Here is a 20,117-nt window from a genome sequence, read left to right on the forward strand (position 1 = left end):
ACCACAGGAGAGCCCTCATGACATCACGCCTGCGCTGGACCCGACGCCTGCTGTGGATCGCCCTGGGACTGGCCCTGGTCATGGCACTGGCCTGGGCACTGCGCCCGGCCCCGGTGCCCGTCAGCGTGGCGCCGGTGACCGTCGGCCCCTTCGTCGACTCGGTCACCGAGGAGGGTCGTACCCGGCTGCACGACACCTGGAACGTCTCGGTGCCCATCGCCGGCTACCTCCAGCGGGTGCTGCTCGAGGTGGGCGACGAGGTCGAGCGGGGCCAGGTGCTGTTTCGCCTCGAACCCAGCCCGGCCCCGGCCCTCGATCCGCGCTCCCGCCAGCAGGCCGAGGACGCCCTGCGGGCCGCCGAGGCGCGGCTCGAGGCGGCCCGCGCCAACCTGGAGACCGCCCGGGCCGAGCGCCGCTTCGCCGAGGCGGAGTACGAGCGCTACCGTCAGCTCCACCAGCGCAACCTGGTCTCCACCACCGAGCTGGAGCAGCGCCAGAGCCAGCGTGACCGCCAGCGCGCCCTGGAGCGGGCCGCCGCGTCCAGCGTCGAGGCGGCGCGCTTCGAGGTGGAAAGTGCCCGCGCCGTGCTGGCGGTGGCCAGCGGCCAGCGCGGCGACATCGAGCACCCGGAGCTCGAGGTGCGCGCCCCCATCGATGGCGTGGTGCTCGGCCGCTATCGCTGCTGCGAGGGGAGCGTGGCCGCCGGGGACCCGATCCTGGAGCTCGGCCGCCTCGACGACCTGGAGATCCAGGTCGACCTGCTCTCCATGGACGCCGTGCGCCTGCGCCCGGGAATGGCAGTGCGCATCACCGGATGGGGCGGCGAGCCCCTGGCGGGGAGCGTCCGGCGCATCGAGCCCGCCGGCTTCACCCGCATCTCCGCACTCGGCGTCGACGAGCAGCGCGTGCCGGTGATCGTCGACTTCGACGCGGCGGTCGATCCCGCCGCCCTGGGGCTGGGCAGCGGCTTTCGGGTCGACGTCGAGTTCCTGGTCTGGCAGGCCGAGGAGATCCTGCAGCTACCCACCGGCGCGCTGTTCCGCGAGCCCGGCCAGTGGACGGTGTTCGTGGTCGAGGACGGGCGTGCCATCAGCCGTCGGGTCGAGGTCGGCCGGCGCAGCGGACTGGTCACCCAGGTCGTCGGCGGCCTCGAGCAGGGCGAGCGGGTCATCATCCATCCCGGCGAGCGGGTGGCGGATGGCGTGCGGGTCAGCCCTGATTCCTGAGGGCCGCGGCCGCCGCCTTGCCCCCTCGCGGCGCACCGGTATCATGGCGCCATCGCGCTTCCCATCCGCCGCCGACAGGAGCCCCCATGCCCGCCCCGGTTTCCGCAGACTCTCCCGTGCTGGTGATCTACACCGGCGGCACCCTGGGCATGGTCGAGACCACCCGCGGTCTGGCTCCGGCTGGCCACATCGAGGCGCGCCTGCGACGCGCCCTGGCCGCCCTGCCGCCGGGCCGCCAGGCGAGCCTGCCGGCCTTCGAGGTGCTCGAGATCGACCGCCCCATCGACTCCAGCAGTGCCACGCCCGATGACTGGCAGCGGCTCGCCGCCCTGGTGGCGCAGCGCTACCGGCAGCATGCCGGTGTCGTCATCCTCCACGGCACCGACACCCTGGCCTGGACGGCCTCGAGCCTGGCCTTCCAGCTGCCGGGGCTGGACCGCCCGGTGATCCTCACCGGGGCCATGCGCCCCCTGGAGGCCGAGGGCAGCGATGCCGCGGCCAACCTCGAGGACGCCCTGCGCTTCGCGGTCACCCCGCGCCTGCAGGAGGTGGCGATCTGCTTCGCCGGCCGCCTGCTGCGAGGCTGCCGCTCCCGCAAGTGGCAAACCCGGGAGGCCGACGCCTTCACCAGCCCCAACCAGCCGCTGCTCGGCGAGCGGGTCGACGACGAGGTGGTGCTCTACCCGGGGCGCGGCCTGGCGGATCACCAGCGGGGCGCCCCGCGTTTCGAGCTGGCCGACTATTCGCCGCTGGCGGGGGGGGGTGTCGTGCGTCTGGCCCTCTGGCCCGGCCTCCAGGCCTGGCAACTGGAGGCCTGGTTGCGCGACGACCGGGTCAGGGGCGCCGTGCTGGAGGTGTGGGGAGGCGGCAACCTGCCCGACGACCCGGCGCTGGCCGGGGCACTCGCCCGCGCCAGCGGCGAGGGCAAGCTGCTGGCGGCCCTCAGCCAGTGCCCGCATGGTCCGGTGGCCTTCGGCGCCTACGCCGCGGGACAGGGGCTGGCCGATGCGGGGGTGCTCTCGGCGGATGACATGACCCCGGAGGCCACCTTCACCAAGCTGGTCCACCTGCTGGCCCTGCCGCTTCCGGAGGAGGAGCGGCGACGGCGCTTTCTCACGCCACTCGCCGGCGAGCGATGAGGCGTCGACGGCAGCGTTGACGGGCGTCAAGCACGGCACCCCGGAAGTCGCTAAGGTGGGGGTATCTCGACAGGACAGCAGGAGTCACGCCATGGAACACCCCGACCACCCCTTCACCGAACTCTTCGAGCAGCTCGGGCTCGCCTCGGATCCCGCGGCGATCAAGCGCTTCATCGACCGCCATGCCCCCATTCCCGAGGACGTCGCCCTGCCCGATGCGCCCTGCTGGAACGAGGGCCAGGCGGAATTCCTGCGCGAGGCCCTGGAGGCAGACGCCGACTGGGCCGAGGTGGTCGACCACCTCAACACCTCGCTGCGCAAGGGCTGAGCCGGCGGTGGCGGCCGTCAGGCAGGCGGGGAGGCACCACCCCGGGGAGCCTCGGAAGGAGGAATATCCTCCGGCGGCAGGCGTGGCATGGACGCCACGCGTCGATCCACCAGGTGCAGCAGCCAGAGCTGTCCCGCCAGGACGGCCAGGCACCAGAGCAGGCCAGTGATCATGGAAGGCTCCTCTCACAGGCCGACGGCCTGATTTCCCCCATGATAGCCCTGCCAGCGGGCGGCGGTAAGATAGGCCGCTAATTGATTTTGGCGATCACGTCAGCCAGCGTCATAGCCGCGCCTCGACCCGCTCCAGGATCTGCCGGCTGACCTTGCCGACCAGCGGTCGAGCCGCCCGGTTGACGGCCTTCTCCAGCAGACGATTGCGGATGGCGTAGGTCAGGGTCAGGGACACCTCGGTGCCCCCCGCCACGGGCGTCAGGCGATAGCAGCCCCGGTTGTGCACCCCGTCCAGCGATTCCCAGGCCAGCACCTCAGGGGCGCGCGCCTCGGTGATCGCCACGTCGAAGGTCCAGTCCATGCCCACCGCATGGACATGCCAGCGATAGCGGTCCTCCCCCAGCGGCTCGATGGCCTGGATCAGGTCGGAGTAGTCGGCAAAGTCCTCGACCCGCTCGAGCAGGGCGAAGACCCGCTCGGGCGGTGCCTTGAGAATCGCGCTGTGTTCGATGGTGGCCATGCCGCTCCCTGTTCGACGAACAATCGATGCCTACCATGTCGCCGGCGGCCGTGGATGTCCAGCCGCCGCCCGACTCAGAGGTCGCGCATCAGCAGCGCGAACTCGATCCGCGAGGCCTCGATGGCCTCGCCCGGCACCGGGATCCGCACCACGTGGCCGGAGCCGGGCGCGGCGCCCACGGACTCGCCGCGGCGGTTCTCGATATGCTCGAGCACGAAGCGGCGGTTGCCGCCGGGCAGCATCAGCTCCATGGAATCCTTCACCTCGAAGCGGTTCTTGACATCGACCTCGAGCGTGCCGCGATCCGGGTCGTAGCCGATCACCTCGCCGACGAACTGCTGGTGCACCCCCACCGAGTTGCCCTGCTCGTAGTTCTGGTACTCGTCGTGGACGTGGCGGCGATAGAAGCCCTCCGTATAGCCGCGGTTGGCAAGGTTGTCGAGCTCGTCCATCAGGCGCATGTCGAAGGGGCGGCCGGCCACGGCGTCGTCGATGGCGCGGCGGTAGACCTGGGCGGTGCGTGCCACATAGTAGTGGGACTTGGTGCGCCCCTCGATCTTCAGCGAGGTGACGCCCATCTCGGTCAGGCGCGGCACGTGCTGCACGGCGCGCAGGTCCTTGGAGTTCATGATATAGGTGCCGTGCTCGTCCTCGAACACCGGCATCAGCTCGCCGGGGCGGGTGCGGTCCTCGATCAGCGCCGAGAGCTCGTCCTGGCCCTCCACGCCGCCCGCGGTGGCGGTACTTGCCACCTCGGCACTGCCGCCCCCGGAGGCGATCAGCCCACCCGGCTGTCCATCCTGCCCTGGCGTCCAGATGCCGCTGCCGGCATGGGCGCGGGCCGAGTTAGCGGGAACGATGTCGCCGGTCTCGTCCTGGGCGGCGGCCACGGTGTTGTACTTCCAGCGGCAGGCGTTGGTGCAGGTGCCCTGGTTGGGATCGCGGTGGTTGAAGTAGCCCGAGAGCAGGCAGCGCCCGGAATAGGCGATGCACAGCGCACCGTGGACGAAGGTCTCGATCTCCAGGTCGGGACACTCGGCGCGGATCTCGGCGATCTCGGCGAGCGACAGCTCACGCGACAGGATGATGCGGCTGATGCCCTGCTGCTGCCAGAACCGCGCCGCCGCCCAGTTGACCACGTTGGACTGCACCGACAGGTGGATGACCTGGTCCGGCCAGCGCTCGCGGATCATCATGATCAGGCCCGGGTCGGACATGATCAGCGCATCCGGACCGGCCTCGATCACCGGCTCCATGTCGCGCAGGTAGGTCTTCAGCTTGCTGTTGTGCGGCGCGATGTTCGAGGCCACGTAGAACTGCTTGCCCCGCTCGTGGGCGTAGGCGATGCCCTTGTGCAGGTTGTCGATCTTGAAGTCGTTGTTGCGCACCCTCAGCGAGTAGCGCGGCTGGCCGGCATAGACCGCATCCGCGCCATAGGCGAAGGCGTAGCGCATGTTCTTGAACGTTCCCGCGGGGGAGAGCAGTTCGGGGGCTTGCATAGGAGGTCACCGTTGTCAGGACGATGGCGCCAGAAGGCGCAGGGAATTGAGGGGCGCACATTATAGCAGCGCCGAGCGTCAGAGTCTGGAGTTCCCCGAGGCCGGCAGGTCAAGTAGACTGTCGCCGTTTCCGGACCGGACCCCGGATCGCCGCGCCAGCGGCCCGACAAATTCTCCGACCAGAGCTCCCGCCATGAACGACGCCTCTACCCCTGCCACCGTGGTGATCTACTCCGGCGGCATGGACTCCTACACCGTGCTGCACCGGGCCCTGCGCGAGGGGCGCGAGGTCCACGCCCTCTCCTTCGACTACGGCCAGCGCCACGCCCGCGAGCTGGAGGTCGCGGCGCGGGTCTGCCGCGGGCTCGGCGTGCCCCACCAGGTGGTGGACATCCGCGCCATCCACGGGCTGATCGACGCCTCGGCGCTCACCGATGCCGACCGAGCGCTGCCAGAGGGCGACTACGCCGAGGACAACCTCGCCGCCACGGTGGTGCCCAACCGCAACATGATCCTGCTGTCGCTCGCCATCGCCAAGGCCGTGAACATCGGCGCCGGCCGGGTCGACTACGGCGCCCACGGCGGCGACCACGTGCTCTACCCCGACTGTCGACCGGCATTCGTCGAGGCGATGAACGCCGTGGCCGGCATCGCCAACTTCCAGGCCGTCGAGATCCATGCGCCCTACCTGCGCGCCAGCAAGGCCGAGATCCTCGCCGATGGCCTGGCCATGGGGCTCGACTACGCCGACAGCTGGACCTGCTATCAGGGGGAAGAGCTTGCCTGCGGACGCTGCGGCAGCTGTCGCGAGCGCCTGGCCGCCTTCGCCGCCAACCATGCGACGGATCCCCTCGGCTATTGTCAGCGGCCTGAACCCGCCGCCGAACCGGCCAAGAGGAGCCACTGATGTATCACGTCAAGGAGGCCTTCTATACGCTGCAGGGCGAGGGCGGCCAGGCGGGTCGCGCCAGCGTCTTCTGTCGCTTCTCGGGCTGCAACCTCTGGTCCGGCCGGGAGCAGGATCGCGCCGCGGCGGCCTGCCGCTTCTGCGACACCGACTTCATCGGCACCGATGGCCAGCACGGCGGACGCTTCGAGGATGCCGAGGCCCTCGCCAAGCATCTGGCGGCGTTATGGCCCGACCGGGAGGAACCGGGGGAAAGAGCCGCCATCCCCCATGTGGTCTTCACCGGGGGCGAGCCGCTGCTGCAGCTCGACGAGGCACTGATCCGCGAGATGCACGCCCGCGGCTTCGAGGTCGCGGTCGAGACCAACGGCACCCTGCCCGCCCCTGCCGGCATCGACTGGCTCTGCGTCAGTCCCAAGGGCGACAACGCCCTGGCGGTCACCGGGGGCGACGAGCTGAAGCTGGTCCATCCCCAGGCCGATGCCCCGCCGGCGCGCTTCGCCCGGCTCGACTTCGACCACTTCTTCCTGCAGCCGATGGATACCGGGCCGGCCGCCATCCCAGGCGAGACCACTGCCGACACCATGGCCGAGACCGTGGCCTACTGCCTGGCCCACCCCCGGTGGCGCCTGTCGCTGCAGACCCACAAGATCGCGGGTATCGACTGATGACGCTCTTCGTCAACCGCCTCACCCACCTCGACGTCTCGCTCTGGTGCCCGCAGCGTGGCCTGGTCGGCGCCAGCTGGCAGGTCGACGCGGAACTCGACGGGGAGCTCGGCGAGGACGGCATGCTGTTCGACTTCGGCGAGGTGAAGCCCTGGATCAAGTCGCGGCTCGATGGCGGCCTGGACCATACCCTGCTGGTGCCCACCCGGGCACCGGGGGTGACGCTCCACGACTGCCGGGAGGGGCTCTGCGTGCGCGGCGAGCGGCCCTACCCGCTGGAGGTGCGTGCCCCGCGCCAGGCGCTGAGCCTGCTCCCCTGGCGCGAGATCACGCCGGAGCGACTCGCCGACCACCTGGTCGCCGACCTGATGCGCCGACCGCCGCCGCGGGTCACCGACATCCGCCTGAGGCTGCGCGAGGAGGCCATCGAGGGGGCCGCCTACACCTACAGCCATGGCCTGAAGCAGCATGCCGGCAACTGCCAGCGCATCGCCCATGGCCATCGTTCGCGGCTGGAGGTCTGGCAGCAGGGGCAGCGCGTTCCGGCCCTCGAGCAGCAGTGGGCCGAGTGGCTGGCCGACCGCTACCTGGTGGACGAGGCGGATCTGGTCGAGGACGACGCCCCGGGCTTTCGCGACCAGCTGAGCTGCCGCTACCGCGCCGAGCAGGGCCACTTCTTCATCCGGCTCCCGCGCAGTCGCTGCGCGGTGCTGCCGACGCCGACCACGGTGGAACATATCGCCGCCTGGCTGGCCGGGGCCATCGCCCGGGAGAGCGGCCAGGCCACGCGGGTCCGGGCCTTCGAGGGCATCGACAAGGGCGCCATCGCCGAGGCCCGGCCATGACCGCCACGCCCGCGGCCCCGGCCGACGGCTGCCGTCCGGGGTGTGGCGCCTGCTGCATCGCGCCCTCGATCAGCTCGCCGATTCCCGGCATGCCCGACGGCAAGCCGGCGGGCGTGCGCTGCGTGCAGCTCGACGACGCCAACCTCTGCCGGCTGTTCGGTGACCCGCGCCGCCCCGCGGTGTGCGCGCGCTTCGACTACGACCCCGAGCTGTGCGGCACGGGGCGCGACGAGGCACTCCAGCGCATCGAGGCCCTGGAACTGGCCACCTGACGCCCTGCCCGCAGAGCACAACGGCGCCCCTGGGGCGCCGTTGTGCTCTGCGGGTCGGCGATCGGGGTGTCAGGAGGAGAGGTCCGCGGCATGGGGCAGGCGGCGGTCGAGCAGGGTCCGCCAGCGCGTCAGCACCGGCGCGTCGCTGTGGCTCACTTCGCCCAGCAGCGCGCGGAACTCCGCCCGGGACGCCTCGTCCCGGGGGTCGATCAGGGTCAGCCAGAGCTCCAGGGCGGCGAGCTGCTGGTGGAGGTTGCCGTCCTCCCGGGCCTGCAGCAGGGCCTGCTCGGCGAGGCTCCTGACCTCCTCGCGGGAGTGGCCCAGGCGATGGCGGACGCGCGCCAGGTGCACCGCCAGTTCGGGGACGAACAGGGTGGTGCGCTCGCGGGCGATCATCAGGCACTGGTCGAGGTAGTCCTCGGCCCGGGAAAGCTCCCCCAGGGCCAGGCAGGCATCCACGTACCACAGGGCCGGGCGCTGGTAGGGATCGCGTCCGGTTACCTCCGCCAGCTCCTCCTGGGCCGACTCGATCTGGGCCAGGCCATCGCGGTCGCCGGCCAGGGCCCGCTGCCAGCCCAGCACGCTGCGCGAGGCCACCTGCCAGAGGTGCAGGTCGGGGGTGCCGGTCAGCTCGAAGGCGCGCTCGGCGCGCATGGTGGCCAGGTGCACGTGTCCCAGCTGGCGATAGAGGGCCGCGGCATACATCAGCGCCATGGCCAGGCTGCCGGGGTGGCCGATCCGCTCGGCCAGCCGGATGGCCGACTCCACCTGCCGCTCGGCACGCTGGTAATCGCCCCGCAGGCAGAGGGTCCAGCCCTGGAAGCAGGCCGCCGCGACCTGGGGGTGGTCGGAGAACGGCAGCCACTCGATCATCATCGGGACGTTGAGCGGGTCGATCTCCTCCAGGTGGTCATAGGCCTGGGAGATGCGCCCGGCCCAGTACTCGCAGCTGGCCCGGGCGAAGTCGGCCAGGCGGCGGTAGCGCGGGTCCTCGAGGCGGCCGGCGAGGCTCGCCAGGCGCGAGGCCAGGGAGAAGGCATCGGCATGGGCATGACGCTGGCTGCAGCCCACCCACAGGCCCCACTGGACCAGGAAGGCCTGCTCCAGGTCGCCGGCGTCGTCCGGGGCGGCCTCCTCCTGGGCGAGAAGCTCCCGGGCCCGCACGAAGCTCTCGTGGGCGGTGGGCGAGCCGTGTCCCTCCAGGGCGAAGGCGGCCTGGCCACGCACGGTGAGCAGGCTGATCTCGCGCTCGGCCTGCCCCTCGACGTGGCGCAGGCTGGCCAGGCCGAAGTCGGCCATCTTCAGCGCCGTGCGGTTGGCACTGACCTTGAGGGCCTCCCGGGCGGCCAGCTCGAAGTAGCGGGCGCCGCGGGCATAGTGGCCGCTGCGCCGCAGATGGGTGGCAAAGTCGCCGGGATGGCGGCTGATCCACATCGGGAAGTGCTCCTCGATCAGGCTGACCACCTGACGATGGATGCTCACCCGCACGTCCCGGGGACAGGAGAGGTAGGCGGCTTCCTGCAGCAGCTGGTGGGTGAACTGGTATTCGCGCTCGCCCTCCTCGCCCTCGGCCGGCTCGATGATCTCCAGCCGGCGCATCTGCTCCAGGGCCGGCGCCAGTCGGCTCATCTCCCAGCCGCTGCACTCGGCCAGGAAGTCGAGGCGGAAGCGGCGTCCGAGCACCGCCGCCACATGGGCCACCTCGCGGTCGGTGTCGAGCTGGTCGATGCGGCTGGCCAGCAGCCCCAGCAGGCCGCGCGGCAGCTCGTCGAGCTGCACGCTGCGCCCCTCGCGGCGATCCATGTCGACCCGGCGGCAGATCTCCTGGAGGTAGAGCGGGACGCCATCGCAGCGCTCGATGATCTGCCCACGCAGCCGCGGGCTGAGGTGGATGCGATAGCGGCGCGCCAGCTGGGAGAGCAGCCGGGAAGACTGCATGGCATCCAGCCGCCCCAGGGAGATCTGCTGGTCCCAGTGCAGCTTCGCCGGCAGCGCCTCCCGCCCATGGTGGCTGGCCACCAGCAGGAAGGGGCTGTTGATCGGCAGCCGCGCCTGGAGGCCTGCCAGCACCTTGAAGGAGGGCTCGTCGAGCCACTGCAGGTCGTCGATCATCAGCACCAGGGTGCGCTCGCGGGAGAGCTCGCGAATCAGGCGGTGGATGAGTCCCACGACCAGCTCCACGGCCTCCCCGCTCTGGGCGAGCACCGCCATCTCGCGGGGCTCGCGCACGCCGAGGGCCTCCTCCAGCAGCAGGCGGTGTTCGGACTCGGGCGCCACGGCATCGTCGGCGGCCAGCAGGCGCGACAGCGACTCGGCGTCGATGCGCCCCCCCAGGTGCCAACGCAGCAGCTGCCGCGCCACCCCATAGGGCTCCTGCACGGAGAGCCGCGTGGTGGGCTGCCAGCAGATCGCCGCCTCGCGGCTCTGCTCGAGCTGGCGAAAGCCCACCAGCAGCGCCGACTTGCCGAGCCCCGAGGGGCCCCGCACCAGCACGCTCTGGCGCAGGCCGATGCCGGCCCGGGCCAGGGCATCGCGCAGGGTGCGCAGGGAGCCCTCGCGCCCCACCAGGCTGGGCGGAGGCGCCTCGCGCCCGCCCTCGTTGGTGCCGAGGACCAGCGCCCGCAGGCGCACCCGGCCGTCGCTGGCCACCAGCCGCGTGGAGAGCCGCGGCTGGAGGTCGAGGGCCGGCGGCATGTGCTGGCTGGCATCCTGGGAGATGACCAGCTCGCTGCCCTCGGCGGCGCTCATCAGGTCGAGGGAGCCCTGGGTCACCTGGCCGAGCGGGTCGACCAGGTGTCGCTCGGGGAGGTAGACCACCCGGCCGCTGTCCAGGCCGGCGGCCAGCTCGATGCGCGGCGGCTCGCCCTCGCCGCTCCAGTGGCGCTGGGACTCCTCGGGCAGCACGCGGCGACAGTGCTCGTAGAGCGCCACCAGCTCGGCCAGCTGGTGCGCCGGGCCATGGGTGCCGAAGCAGGCCAGGCCCAGGCCGCCGGTCGCCCCGGGCAGCCAGAAGCCCCCGAGGTGGTGGCACTGCTGCTCGAGCCAGCGCATCAACTCGACCTGCAGCGCCAGGCAGGCGCGGGCATCGGCACGGGCCGAGAGGTCGGCCTTGAGCCGCAGGCGAATGGCCATCACCGAGAGCTGGCGCTGCTCGATCTCGTCCTCGCGCAGGGGGGCGCTGTCCATGGCCAGGGTGCGCGAGAAGGCCCCGCTGGGACCGAGGTGCGCGCCCTCGGCCTGGGCATCGGACCAGTAGCGGGCCAGCTGCAGGAAGGAGGGCTCCGGCTGCTGGCCGGAGAGCGCCAGCAGCTGCAGGTAGGCGTTGTACTGCTCGTGGGCGGCGGCCAGCTGGCCCTGCTCGGCCAGCTGGCGCACCAGGCGTTCATGGAAGGGCCCGTAGCCGGAAAAGCGGCTGACCAGCGACTCCAGCACCCCATCCGGCAGCGGTTCCGGGCGCTCCAGGACGCTCTCGGCGAAGCGGATCACCCGCTGGCGCCATTCGTTGCGCACCTGGACCAGCCAGCGCTGGTACTCGGCACAGCTGGTCAGGTGCAGCTCCTCGGCGAGGTCGCCGCGATAGCAGGCCAGCACCGCCTCGAGGGTGGCCACGTCGGCGGGCCCCTCCAGCAGCGCCTGGAGCCGGTGCATGTCGAAGTGCCAGCGCTCCGGCAGCCGGAAGGCAATGGTCTGGCGAGACACCGAGAGCACCCGCTCGGCCTCCTCGCCCAGGGACTGGCGCAGGCAGTGCAGCGCGTGACGCAGGTTGGTACGTCCCGACGACAGGCCCTGGTCGGGCCACAGCAGTTCGGCCAGGGTGGCACGACTGACCGGCTGGTCGTGGAGCAGCAGGTAGACCAGCAGCGCCTTGACCTTGTCGTAACTGAACTGGGTCAGGACATCGTCGCCCAGGCTCAGTGAAAAGTGGCCGAAGAGTGCCAGGTGGTCCCGGTCATTGTCGTGTACGTCGTCGGCAGCATCCCGCATGGTGATCATTCCTGCGTGGCGGAAGTGATGGCCTCAGGCCGGCACGCCGCTGTGAAAACGAAAGGCCGTGTCCGGCATGGTGACCAGTTCGGCCTCGCGATCGGAGAAAAAGGCGATACGCGCGTCGATGGGCGCCGTGGCCAGGCGGCGCGCCAGCATCAGGTAATCCTCGAAATGACGGCCTTCCGACTTAACCAGACTGCGATAGAACTTGGCAAGTTCATCATCCAGATGCGGAATCAGGCGGGCAAAGCGCTCGCAGCTGCGTGCCTCGATCAGCGCCCCGATGATCAGGATGTCCACCAGGCGTTCCGGTTCCTCTCCCCGGACGTGGCGACGCAGCCCCTCGGCATAGCGCGAGGCACTGATATGGCGATAGACGATGCCCCGCGCCTCCATCAGCTTGACGACCTGCTCGAAGTGCAGCAGCTCCTCCCGGGCCAGCTGCGACATCTTGGTGAGCAGCAGCGGCTGGTCCACATAGCGGTAGAGCAGGCTCATGGCCGTGGAGGCCGCCTTCTTCTCGCACTGGGCGTGGTCGATCAGCAGCAGCTCGGGGTTGGCCAGGGCCCAGTCGACCCACGCCTCCGGGGTGGCACAGGGCAGGAACGCCAGCAGCTCGGCAGGCAGCAGGTCCCGGCAATCGGTGGTCTCGAGACTCGGCATCGGGGGCATCATGGTTCCTGTGTCGGCGGGTCGATGAGGTCGGCAAGCAGCGCCTGTCGCCGCTCGGCGGCAGCCAGCAGGTCGGTGGTGATGCGTTCATGGAGCGAGGCGGCGTCCTCGCCGTCGCGAGCGGCCAGCCCGTAGCGCGTCAGGTCGCGGATGCGGCCGCGCCCCACCCGCAGCAGCTCCACGGCGCGGGAGAGCGGCGGCTGCTCGTCCCGGAAGCGGATCCGGTGGCGGCGCAGCTGGGCCTCAAGGCTCTCGGGGTCGACGACCACCAGGAAGCGCCCGGCGACCTCGGCCCGCAGCCTGTCCAGCTCGGCCATGCGCTGTTGTCGCTGCTCACCGGTCAGGGCCGGCCAGTCGCGGATCTCGCCGTCGAGGCGCTGACAGCCACGGCACACCCGGTCACCCAGGGTGGTCGAGCAGAGGCCGACGCACGGCGAGGTGATGCGCTCTCCCATGCCCCTCCCGTTGACGTTAACGTGCGTTGACATAACGTCATGTTAACGCGGGAGACACCGGGCTGGCAGCCCGAAGTTGCCGCCGACCAAAGTTCAAGGCCGCCACGGCGGGCCCAGCTTAACATTGTCGACAGTTTCCTCTATGATCGCGGCACCGCTGACACCCTGGCAACAGCAAGGGTCTGCCAGAGTTTTCCCGCGCCGAAGCGTGCCTTTCGTCGACGCTCGACTAAGGTCTGCCGGCTTCGGCCACCACCACCGATGAGGGCCCCAACGTGCTTGAAGCCTATCGCCAACATGTCGAGGAGCGCGCCGCCGAGGGCGTGCCGCCGAAGCCGCTGAACGCCGAGCAGGTCGCCGCACTGGTCGAGTTGCTGAAGAACCCGCCGGCCGGCGAGGAGGAGTTCATCCTCGACCTGCTCACCAATCGCGTTCCGCCCGGCGTCGACGAGGCTGCCTACGTCAAGGCCGGTTTCCTCACCGCCATCGCCAAGGGCGAGGCCGAGTCCCCGCTGATCGACAGGATCCACGCGGTGAAGCTGCTGGGCACCATGCAGGGCGGCTACAACATCGTCTCCCTGGTGGAACTGCTCGACGATGCCGACCTGGCCAAGGAAGTGGGCGAGCAGCTCAAGCACACCCTGCTGATGTTCGACGCCTTCCACGACGTGGAAGAGCGCGCCAAGGCGGGCAACGCCGTCGCCAAGGACGTCATCCAGTCCTGGGCCGACGCCGAGTGGTTCCTCTCCAAGCCCGCCCTGGAAGAGAAGATCACCCTCAGCGTCTTCAAGGTGCCGGGCGAGACCAACACCGACGACCTCTCCCCCGCCCCGGATGCCTGGTCGCGCCCCGATATCCCGGTGCACGCCAACGCCATGCTCAAGAACGAGCGTGATGGCATCGAGCCGGAGGAGCCCGGCGTCAAGGGCCCGCTCAAGCAGATCGAGGAGGTCAAGGCCAAGGGCTTCCCGGTCGCCTACGTGGGCGACGTGGTGGGCACCGGCTCCTCGCGCAAGTCCGCCACCAACTCGGTGCTGTGGTTCTTCGGCGACGATATCCCCAACGTGCCCAACAAGCGCGCCGGCGGCTTCTGCTTCGGCGGCAAGATCGCCCCGATCTTCTTCAACACCATGGAAGATTCCGGCGCCCTGCCCGTGGAGATGGACGTCTCCGCCCTCGAGATGGGCGACGTCATCGACGTCTACCCCTATGAAGGCAAGGTGTGCAAGCACGGCACCGACGAGGTCGTGACCACCTTCGAACTCAAGACCCAGCTGATCCTCGACGAGGTGCGCGCCGGCGGCCGTATCCCGCTGATCATCGGCCGCGGCCTGACCACCAAGGCGCGCGAGTCCCTGGGCCTGGCCCCCTCCGACGTCTTCCGCCTGCCCGAGCAGCCGGTCGACACCGGCAAGGGCTACACCCTGGCCCAGAAGATGGTCGGCAAGGCCTGCGGCATGGAAGGCGTGCGCCCGGGCATGTACTGCGAGCCGAAGATGGCCACCGTGGGCTCCCAGGACACCACCGGCCCGATGACCCGCGACGAGCTCAAGGACCTCGCCTGCCTCGGCTTCCAGGCCGACCTGGTGATGCAGTCCTTCTGTCACACCGCCGCTTACCCCAAGCCGGTGGACGTGGACACCCACCACACCCTGCCCGACTTCATCATGAACCGCGGCGGCGTCTCGCTGCGTCCGGGCGACGGCATCATCCACAGCTGGCTCAACCGCATGCTGCTGCCCGACACCGTGGGCACCGGCGGCGACTCCCACACCCGCTTCCCGCTGGGCATCTCCTTCCCGGCAGGCTCGGGCCTCGTCGCCTTCGCCGCCGCCACCGGCGTGATGCCGCTGGACATGCCGGAATCGGTGCTGGTGCGCTTCAAGGGCAAGCGTCAGCCCGGCGTCACCCTGCGTGACCTGGTCCACGCCATCCCCTACTACGCCATCCAGAACGGCCTGCTGACCGTCGAGAAGTCCGGCAAGAAGAACGCCTTCTCCGGTCGCGTGCTGGAGATCGAGGGCCTCGAGGACCTCACCGTCGAGCAGGCCTTCGAGCTCTCCGACGCCTCCGCCGAGCGCTCCGCCGCGGGCTGCACCATCACCCTGTCCGAGGACAGCGTCAGCGAGTACCTGAAGTCCAACATCACCCTGCTCAAGTGGATGATCGCCAACGGCTACGGCGACCGCCGGACCATCGAGCGCCGCATCCAGGGCATGGAGGAGTGGCTGGCCAACCCGAGCCTGATGCGCGCCGACCAGGACGCCGAGTACGCCGAGGTGATCGAGATCGACCTCGAGGAGCTCAGGGAGCCGGTACTCTGCGCGCCGAACGACCCGGACGACGCCCGCCTGCTCTCCGAGGTGGCCGGCGAGAAGATCGACGAGGTGTTCATCGGCTCGTGCATGACCAACATCGGCCACTTCCGCGCCGCGGGCAAGCTGCTCGAGAAGCAGCCGGCCGGCAGCCTGAAGACCCGCCTGTGGCTGGCCCCGCCGACCAAGATGGACCAGCACCAGCTGACCGAGGAGGGCTACTACGGCATCTACGGCCGTGCCGGGGCGCGCATGGAGATGCCGGGCTGCTCGCTGTGCATGGGCAACCAGGCCCGTGTCGCCGCCAAGTCCACCGTGGTCTCCACCTCCACCCGCAACTTCCCCAACCGCCTGGGCGACGGGGCCAACGTCTACCTCGCCTCCGCGGAACTGGCGGCCGTGGCCGCCGTGGAGGGTCGCCTGCCCACCGTCGACGAGTATCGCCGCTACATGGGCGAGTTCGACGCCATGGCCGGCGAGATCTACCGCTACATGAACTTCCACGAGATCGAGGAGTATCAGAACGCCGCCTCCAACGTGATTCCGGTCGCGCAGGAAGCCTGAACCCCGGTGTTGTGATAGTCTCAGGTTCGACTCCGATGCTCGCAACATCGAAGGCCGCCGCCCGCGGCGGCCGGAGCCGATGAACGAAGCGCCCCACACGGGGCGCTTTTTTTGCGCCTGCCCCTCCACCCCGACCCTGCCAACGGTCCGTCCCACCAAAGGGGACTTCCGTTCTGCCCGGGCCATGGCATCATCGAGGGATCATCCATGTCACGAGGAGCCGCATCGTGAGCCATATCGTCACGCCGGACATCTGCGACGCCTACCCCGAGGTCCAGGTGCTCGACCCCATCTTCGTCAACTTCGGCGGCCACGAGGCCTTCGCCGGCCCGATCCGTACCGTCAAGTGCTTCGAGGACAACTCCCTGGTCAAGCAGGCGGTGGCCGAGCCCGGCGACGGCGCCGTGCTGGTCGTCGACGCCGGTGGCTCCACCCGCTGCGCCATGCTGGGCGACATGCTGGCCGAACAGGCCGCCGGCCACGGCTGGGCCGGCGTGGTGATGTATGGCTGTGTGCGCGACGTCGACGTGCTGGCCGAGACCGAGCTCGGCATCCAGGCCCTGGGGGCCCATCCGCGCAAGAGCGAGAAGCGCGGCGAGGGCCAGCGTGATATCCCGGTCAGCTTCGCCGGCGTCATTCTGTCGCCGGGCCAGTGGCTCTACGCCGACAACAACGGCATCCTGGTCGCCGACGAGCAGCTGGACCTGGAGCGCTGAAGCGCGACGAGGCCCGCGGTAACAGGCACTTGCCCGTGACGGGGCAGCGGTGTCACCCTGACACTATGTCCCCGTCACGCGCCTGTCCATGCTGCACCTGTCACGATTGAGCGGCGATGTGCTGCGCACATTGCGCGAGCACCTGCGCCCGCTGATCGCCTACCACCTCTTCTTCACGCTGCTGGCCTCGAGCCTGCTGCTGCCGGCCGTGGGCTGGACCCTCTCGAGCCTGCTCGCCCAGTTCGGCAGACCGGTGATCACCAACAACGAGCTGATCGCCCTGCTGATGAGCCCCGGCGGCCTGCTCTGGCTGCTGGCCGCCGTCGGCCTGACCTTCCTGGTGCTCTACCTGCAGCAATCCGGCATGATCCTGGTGGCGGTACGCCCCCGGGATCACCATGTCCGCCTCGCCTTCGAGGCCCTCTGGGCCACCCTGCGCCGGCTACCGGCGCTCAGCGGCCTGGTGGTGCTGCAGGTGGGGGCCCAGCTGCTGCTGCTGGTCCCGCTGGCCCTGAGCCTCGCCTGGCTCCATGGGTTCTTCCTGGGCGGGCTGGACCCCTACTTCGTGCAGAACGTCCGCCCGCCTGCCTTCTGGGCCTTTCTCGGCAGCGGCCTGCTGCCGGTGCTGGCGTGGATGCTGATCGCCGGCAGCCTCTATGTCCGCTGGCACCTGGCCCTGCCGGTGCTGACCCTGGAGGGGCTCTCGCCGCCGGCGGCCCTGGCGCGCAGCAGCCAGCTGACCCGGGGCCGTGGTCGCCATATCGCGGCGGCGGTGGTACTGCTGCTGCTGGGGATCATCGCCCTGCCCCTGCTGGCCACGGCGCTGTTCGACCGGGTCGTCACGCCGCTGCTGTGGTGGCTACCCGAGCGCAATGCGGTGCTGGTCCCGGCCATGCTCGCCTACCTCACCGCCTACCTGCTGGTGGCCCTGGCCATCACCTTCGGCGGCATCGCCGCCAACGCCCTGCAGGCCACCTGTCTCTACCTGCGCCTCGCCCATCGCGAGCCGAAGCCCAAGCCACCGCCGCCCGGCACCCACGCCGGTCGCCTGGCCTGGGCGGTCGAGCTCGCCGTCGTGCTGTTCGCCATCGGCCAGGCGTGGCTGATCGTCAACCGCTTCGAGATCCGCGACGAGGTCACCATCATCGCCCACCGCGGCAGCTCGCTGCAGGCGCCGGAGAACACTCTGGCCGCGGTGGAGCAGGCGATCCGGGATCGCGCCGATGGCGTCGAGATCGACGTGCGCCTCACCGCCGACGGCGAGGTGGTGCTCTACCATGACGAGAGCCTCAGGCGGCTGGCCGGGGACAAGCGCCGGGTCGGGGAACTGCCGCGATCGGACCTCGACGAGGTGGATGTCGGCAGCTGGTTCGGGGACCCCTTCATCGGCGAGCGGATCCCGGGGCTGGACGAGGTGCTGGCGGCGGTACGCGGACGCGCCACCCTGATGATCGAGCTCAAGCCCGACCCGGGCCGCGAACTCGAGCTGGTCGAGGCGGTGATCGACACCCTGGCGAGGGAGAGGGAACTGCGCCGCGCCTGCCGGCACCGCGCCGAGGATCGGGTGACCGCCCTGGCCTGTGGTGATCCCGATGTCATGGGCGAGATGCGCGTGGCCGCCATGTCGACCTGGCTGCTGCGCGAGGTCCGACTGCGCGCGCCGCGCCTGCGCACCACCCTGCTCGCCCAGCTGGTGATGTCGGGTACCCTGGAGCGCCATGGCTTCGATGCCCTGGCCCTTCGCCACAACCGCATCGATGAGGAGGAGGTCCGCCTCGCCGGCTACTACGGCTACGAACTGCATGCCTGGACCATCAACGATCGCACCCGGATGTCCCAGCTGATCGACCTTGGCGTGGACGGCATCATCACCGACCGGCCGGCGATGCTCGCCGCGCTGATCGGTGAGCGCCGCCGACTGGGCGACGGCGCCCTGCTGCTGGTCAAGCTGCGCAACTGGCTGAGGAACTAGTCCCCCATCACGACCCCTTCACGGCGCGGGTCGGCGCCACCGAAGAAGCCCTTCTCGGTGCGCTGGATCGCCTGCAGGCCGCTGGTCAGCTCACGCTCCTCCACCTCATGCCCCCACTCGCGCAGCGCCTCCAGGGTGGCCGGCGGGAAGCGTCCCGCCTCCAGGTAGACCGGCCCGCCCAGGGTGATGGCATGGGGCAGATCCAGCGAGCGCTGGGCGTCCAGGCCCCAGTCGAGCATGGCCACCAGCGAGCGCGCCGTGTAGTGGATGATGGCCGCGCCCCCCGGCGAGCCAAGACTCGCCACCAGGTCGCCGCTCTCCCGGTCGAAGACCAGCGTCGGGCTCATGCTGGAGCGCGGGCGCTTGCCGGGCTCCACGCGGTTGGCGATGGGAGTCCCCTCCTCATCCGCGGGGGTGAAGGAGAAGTCGGTCAGCTCGTTGTTGAGCAGGAAGCCCCCCGGCATGCCGGTCCCCCCGTCAGAGAGGATGCGCGCGCCGAAGGCCTGCTCGATGGAGCTGGTCATGGCCAGGGCGTTGCCGTGCTCGTCGACGATGCTGATGTGGCTGGTGCCATGTTCCGGCTGCGTCGGCTGCACGGCCCAGGCGGTGGCCAGGGCACCGGGGTTGCCAGGGCTCGCACCGCCGCTGCCCATGCTCTGCCCTGCCTCGATCAGCTCGGCGCGCTCGGCCAGGTAGTCGGGGTCGAGCATCAGTGACCAGTCGCCGCCGGGCGCCTCGACGAAGTCCGGGTCGGCGATGTAGCGCCCGCGGTCGGCGAAAGCCAGCCGCGAGGCCTCGAGGAAGCGGTGCAGCCAGTCGACGCCGGGCAGGTCCTCCTCCATGGCCGCCTCCAGCGGGGGGAGCTCTTCCAGGGTGCCGAGGATCTGCATTACCGTCAGGTGGCCCGAGGAGGGGGGCGGGAAGCCGCAAACACGGTAGGCCTGCCACTCGGTGCAGAGCGGCTCGCGCTCTTTCGCCGTATAGGTGGCCAGGTCCTCGAGGCTCAGGCTGCCGGTGATTCCGGGGTGGTTCTGCACCTGGGCCACGATATCCTCCGCGACGGCCCCGGTATGCAGCGCCGAGCTGTCCTGCTCGGCGACCCGCTCGAGGATCACCGCCAGGGCGGGGTTCTTGAGCGTGTGGCCCTCGGGGAGCGGCTCCCCTTCCTCGGTATAGTAGAAGGCCGAGGCCCTGGCATTGTCACGCAGGCCCTCGGTGCCGGCCAGGCTCCGGTGCAGCCGGGGGCTGACGGGAAATCCCTCGTCGGCCAGGGTGATGGCCGGCTCGAAGAGCTCGGCCCAGGGCAGGCGGCCATGGGCCTTGTGGGCCATCTCCAGCATGCGCAGGGTGCCGGGCACGCCGACCGAGCGACCACTGGCCACGGCCTCCATGAAGGCCAGGGGCTCTCCGTCCCCGTCGAGGAAGAGCCCCTCCTTCACCGAGGAGGGCGCGGTCTCGCGGCCGTCGTAGGCCCTGACCTCCTCGCCGTCGTGGTACATCAGGAAGGAGCCCCCGCCGATGCCGCTCGACTGGGGCTCGACCAGGGTGAGCACCATCTGCACCGCGATGGCGGCGTCGATGGCCGAGCCCCCCGCCTTGAGGATCTGGTAGCCGGCATCGGTGGCCAGGGGGTTGGCCGCGGCCACGGCGAAGGTCTCGGTGGCCCAGCCGGGCTTCTCCTCGCTGCCGGATGCCGACTCCGGGGCGATCTCCGGGCGCTGGTACTGGAAGTCCACCTCGCCGAGGGCCGCCGGGGAGAGCAGCAGCGGCGAGAACAGCAGACAGGACGCCGCGCGACGCCAGGCGGTGGGGATGACCATGATCATGACTCCTTGTCTCGATTCGGGGTCATGACAGCA

General features: G+C 70.4%; 17 protein-coding genes. 10 read left to right on the top strand and 7 right to left on the bottom strand.

Going from position 1 to position 20,117, the window contains the following annotated elements:
- Positions 1-17: 17 nt before the first annotated feature.
- The 3 genes from SCI24_RS05295 to SCI24_RS05305 all read left to right on the top strand — a co-directional run bounded on the left by SCI24_RS05295 (position 18) and on the right by SCI24_RS05305 (position 2,693).
- Positions 18-1,226: an efflux RND transporter periplasmic adaptor subunit gene (locus tag SCI24_RS05295; RefSeq protein WP_318724388.1), complete on the top strand. Its 1,209-nt coding sequence runs from the start codon at positions 18-20 to the stop codon at positions 1,224-1,226.
- A gap of 86 nt (positions 1,227-1,312) precedes the next feature.
- The gene (locus SCI24_RS05300) at positions 1,313-2,365 is read left to right on the top strand and encodes an asparaginase (RefSeq protein ID WP_318724389.1); all 1,053 of its coding nucleotides are present in this window, start codon (positions 1,313-1,315) and stop codon (positions 2,363-2,365) included.
- 91 nt (positions 2,366-2,456) lie between these two features.
- Complete coding sequence (locus SCI24_RS05305) at positions 2,457-2,693, top strand: DUF2789 domain-containing protein (RefSeq protein WP_318724390.1); 237 nt, start codon at positions 2,457-2,459, stop codon at positions 2,691-2,693.
- A 17-nt stretch (positions 2,694-2,710) separates the two neighbouring features.
- Here SCI24_RS05305 and SCI24_RS05310 read toward each other — a convergent pair whose 3' ends face one another.
- The 3 genes from SCI24_RS05310 to yegQ all read right to left on the bottom strand — a co-directional run bounded on the left by SCI24_RS05310 (position 2,711) and on the right by yegQ (position 4,885).
- Entirely contained in the window at positions 2,711-2,866 is a 156-nt protein-coding gene (locus SCI24_RS05310; RefSeq protein ID WP_318724391.1) for a hypothetical protein, read from the bottom strand.
- A 109-nt stretch (positions 2,867-2,975) separates the two neighbouring features.
- Positions 2,976-3,386 carry an SRPBCC family protein gene (locus SCI24_RS05315; RefSeq protein ID WP_318724392.1) on the bottom strand — a complete coding sequence of 137 codons (411 nt, stop codon included), beginning with the start codon at positions 3,384-3,386 and terminating at the stop codon, positions 2,976-2,978.
- A 74-nt stretch (positions 3,387-3,460) separates the two neighbouring features.
- Positions 3,461-4,885 (bottom strand): tRNA 5-hydroxyuridine modification protein YegQ, encoded by a 1,425-nt coding sequence (yegQ, locus tag SCI24_RS05320; protein WP_318724393.1) that lies wholly within the window; start codon positions 4,883-4,885, stop codon positions 3,461-3,463.
- Positions 4,886-5,078: 193 nt separating this feature from the next.
- Here yegQ and queC point away from each other — a divergent pair, with 193 nt between their 5' ends.
- The 4 genes from queC to SCI24_RS05340 are packed head-to-tail and all read left to right on the top strand — an operon-like array spanning position 5,079 to position 7,577.
- Positions 5,079-5,792, top strand: coding sequence for a 7-cyano-7-deazaguanine synthase QueC (queC, locus tag SCI24_RS05325; protein WP_318724394.1), 714 nt, complete (start codon positions 5,079-5,081; stop codon positions 5,790-5,792).
- Positions 5,792-6,460, top strand: coding sequence for a 7-carboxy-7-deazaguanine synthase (queE, locus tag SCI24_RS05330; RefSeq protein ID WP_318724395.1), 669 nt, complete (start codon positions 5,792-5,794; stop codon positions 6,458-6,460). Before queC ends, queE begins: the two co-directional genes overlap by 1 nt.
- Complete coding sequence (locus SCI24_RS05335; RefSeq protein WP_318724396.1) at positions 6,460-7,305, top strand: 6-carboxytetrahydropterin synthase; 846 nt, start codon at positions 6,460-6,462, stop codon at positions 7,303-7,305. The genes queE and SCI24_RS05335 overlap by 1 nt, the downstream gene beginning before the upstream one ends.
- Entirely contained in the window at positions 7,302-7,577 is a 276-nt protein-coding gene (locus SCI24_RS05340; RefSeq protein ID WP_318724397.1) for a YkgJ family cysteine cluster protein, read from the top strand. The genes SCI24_RS05335 and SCI24_RS05340 overlap by 4 nt, the downstream gene beginning before the upstream one ends.
- A gap of 69 nt (positions 7,578-7,646) precedes the next feature.
- Here SCI24_RS05340 and SCI24_RS05345 read toward each other — a convergent pair whose 3' ends face one another.
- The 3 genes from SCI24_RS05345 to SCI24_RS05355 are packed head-to-tail and all read right to left on the bottom strand — an operon-like array spanning position 7,647 to position 12,691.
- Positions 7,647-11,561 carry an AAA family ATPase gene (locus tag SCI24_RS05345; protein ID WP_318724398.1) on the bottom strand — a complete coding sequence of 1,305 codons (3,915 nt, stop codon included), beginning with the start codon at positions 11,559-11,561 and terminating at the stop codon, positions 7,647-7,649.
- A gap of 33 nt (positions 11,562-11,594) precedes the next feature.
- Positions 11,595-12,236, bottom strand: coding sequence for a tRNA-(ms[2]io[6]A)-hydroxylase (locus SCI24_RS05350; RefSeq protein ID WP_412929083.1), 642 nt, complete (start codon positions 12,234-12,236; stop codon positions 11,595-11,597).
- The gene (locus SCI24_RS05355) at positions 12,236-12,691 is read right to left on the bottom strand and encodes a DUF1289 domain-containing protein (protein WP_318724400.1); all 456 of its coding nucleotides are present in this window, start codon (positions 12,689-12,691) and stop codon (positions 12,236-12,238) included. The genes SCI24_RS05350 and SCI24_RS05355 overlap by 1 nt, the downstream gene beginning before the upstream one ends.
- A 275-nt stretch (positions 12,692-12,966) precedes the next feature.
- On the opposite strand from SCI24_RS05355, the gene acnB reads away from it, so the two are divergent.
- From acnB to SCI24_RS05370, 3 genes are all read left to right on the top strand, one after another.
- On the top strand, positions 12,967-15,570 hold the full coding sequence (acnB, locus tag SCI24_RS05360; protein WP_318724401.1) for a bifunctional aconitate hydratase 2/2-methylisocitrate dehydratase: 2,604 nt from the start codon (positions 12,967-12,969) through the stop codon (positions 15,568-15,570).
- A 227-nt stretch (positions 15,571-15,797) separates the two neighbouring features.
- Positions 15,798-16,286 (top strand): ribonuclease E activity regulator RraA, encoded by a 489-nt coding sequence (gene rraA / locus SCI24_RS05365; RefSeq protein ID WP_318724402.1) that lies wholly within the window; start codon positions 15,798-15,800, stop codon positions 16,284-16,286.
- 88 nt (positions 16,287-16,374) lie between these two features.
- Positions 16,375-18,258 carry a glycerophosphodiester phosphodiesterase family protein gene (locus tag SCI24_RS05370; RefSeq protein ID WP_318724403.1) on the top strand — a complete coding sequence of 628 codons (1,884 nt, stop codon included), beginning with the start codon at positions 16,375-16,377 and terminating at the stop codon, positions 18,256-18,258.
- Here the strand turns inward: SCI24_RS05370 and ggt are convergent.
- Positions 18,255-20,078 carry a gamma-glutamyltransferase gene (ggt, locus tag SCI24_RS05375; protein ID WP_318724404.1) on the bottom strand — a complete coding sequence of 608 codons (1,824 nt, stop codon included), beginning with the start codon at positions 20,076-20,078 and terminating at the stop codon, positions 18,255-18,257. The two genes, SCI24_RS05370 and ggt, sit on opposite strands and share 4 nt — an antisense overlap.
- Positions 20,079-20,117: the final 39 nt, after the last annotated feature.

This window comes from Halomonas sp., from assembly GCF_033549285.1.
Classification (GTDB): Bacteria; Pseudomonadota; Gammaproteobacteria; order Pseudomonadales; family Halomonadaceae; genus Halomonas.

Coding starts and splice junctions, on each gene's coding strand:
- SCI24_RS05295 (WP_318724388.1), top strand. CDS start 18: ATGACATCACGCCTGCGCTGGACCCGACGCCTGCTGTGGATCGCCCTG.
- SCI24_RS05300 (WP_318724389.1), top strand. CDS start 1,313: ATGCCCGCCCCGGTTTCCGCAGACTCTCCCGTGCTGGTGATCTACACC.
- SCI24_RS05305 (WP_318724390.1), top strand. CDS start 2,457: ATGGAACACCCCGACCACCCCTTCACCGAACTCTTCGAGCAGCTCGGG.
- SCI24_RS05310 (WP_318724391.1), bottom strand. CDS start 2,866: ATGATCACTGGCCTGCTCTGGTGCCTGGCCGTCCTGGCGGGACAGCTC.
- SCI24_RS05315 (WP_318724392.1), bottom strand. CDS start 3,386: ATGGCCACCATCGAACACAGCGCGATTCTCAAGGCACCGCCCGAGCGG.
- yegQ (WP_318724393.1), bottom strand. CDS start 4,885: ATGCAAGCCCCCGAACTGCTCTCCCCCGCGGGAACGTTCAAGAACATG.
- queC (WP_318724394.1), top strand. CDS start 5,079: ATGAACGACGCCTCTACCCCTGCCACCGTGGTGATCTACTCCGGCGGC.
- queE (WP_318724395.1), top strand. CDS start 5,792: ATGTATCACGTCAAGGAGGCCTTCTATACGCTGCAGGGCGAGGGCGGC.
- SCI24_RS05335 (WP_318724396.1), top strand. CDS start 6,460: ATGACGCTCTTCGTCAACCGCCTCACCCACCTCGACGTCTCGCTCTGG.
- SCI24_RS05340 (WP_318724397.1), top strand. CDS start 7,302: ATGACCGCCACGCCCGCGGCCCCGGCCGACGGCTGCCGTCCGGGGTGT.
- SCI24_RS05345 (WP_318724398.1), bottom strand. CDS start 11,561: ATGCGGGATGCTGCCGACGACGTACACGACAATGACCGGGACCACCTG.
- SCI24_RS05350 (WP_412929083.1), bottom strand. CDS start 12,236: ATGCCCCCGATGCCGAGTCTCGAGACCACCGATTGCCGGGACCTGCTG.
- SCI24_RS05355 (WP_318724400.1), bottom strand. CDS start 12,691: ATGGGAGAGCGCATCACCTCGCCGTGCGTCGGCCTCTGCTCGACCACC.
- SCI24_RS05370 (WP_318724403.1), top strand. CDS start 16,375: ATGCTGCACCTGTCACGATTGAGCGGCGATGTGCTGCGCACATTGCGC.
- ggt (WP_318724404.1), bottom strand. CDS start 20,078: ATGGTCATCCCCACCGCCTGGCGTCGCGCGGCGTCCTGTCTGCTGTTC.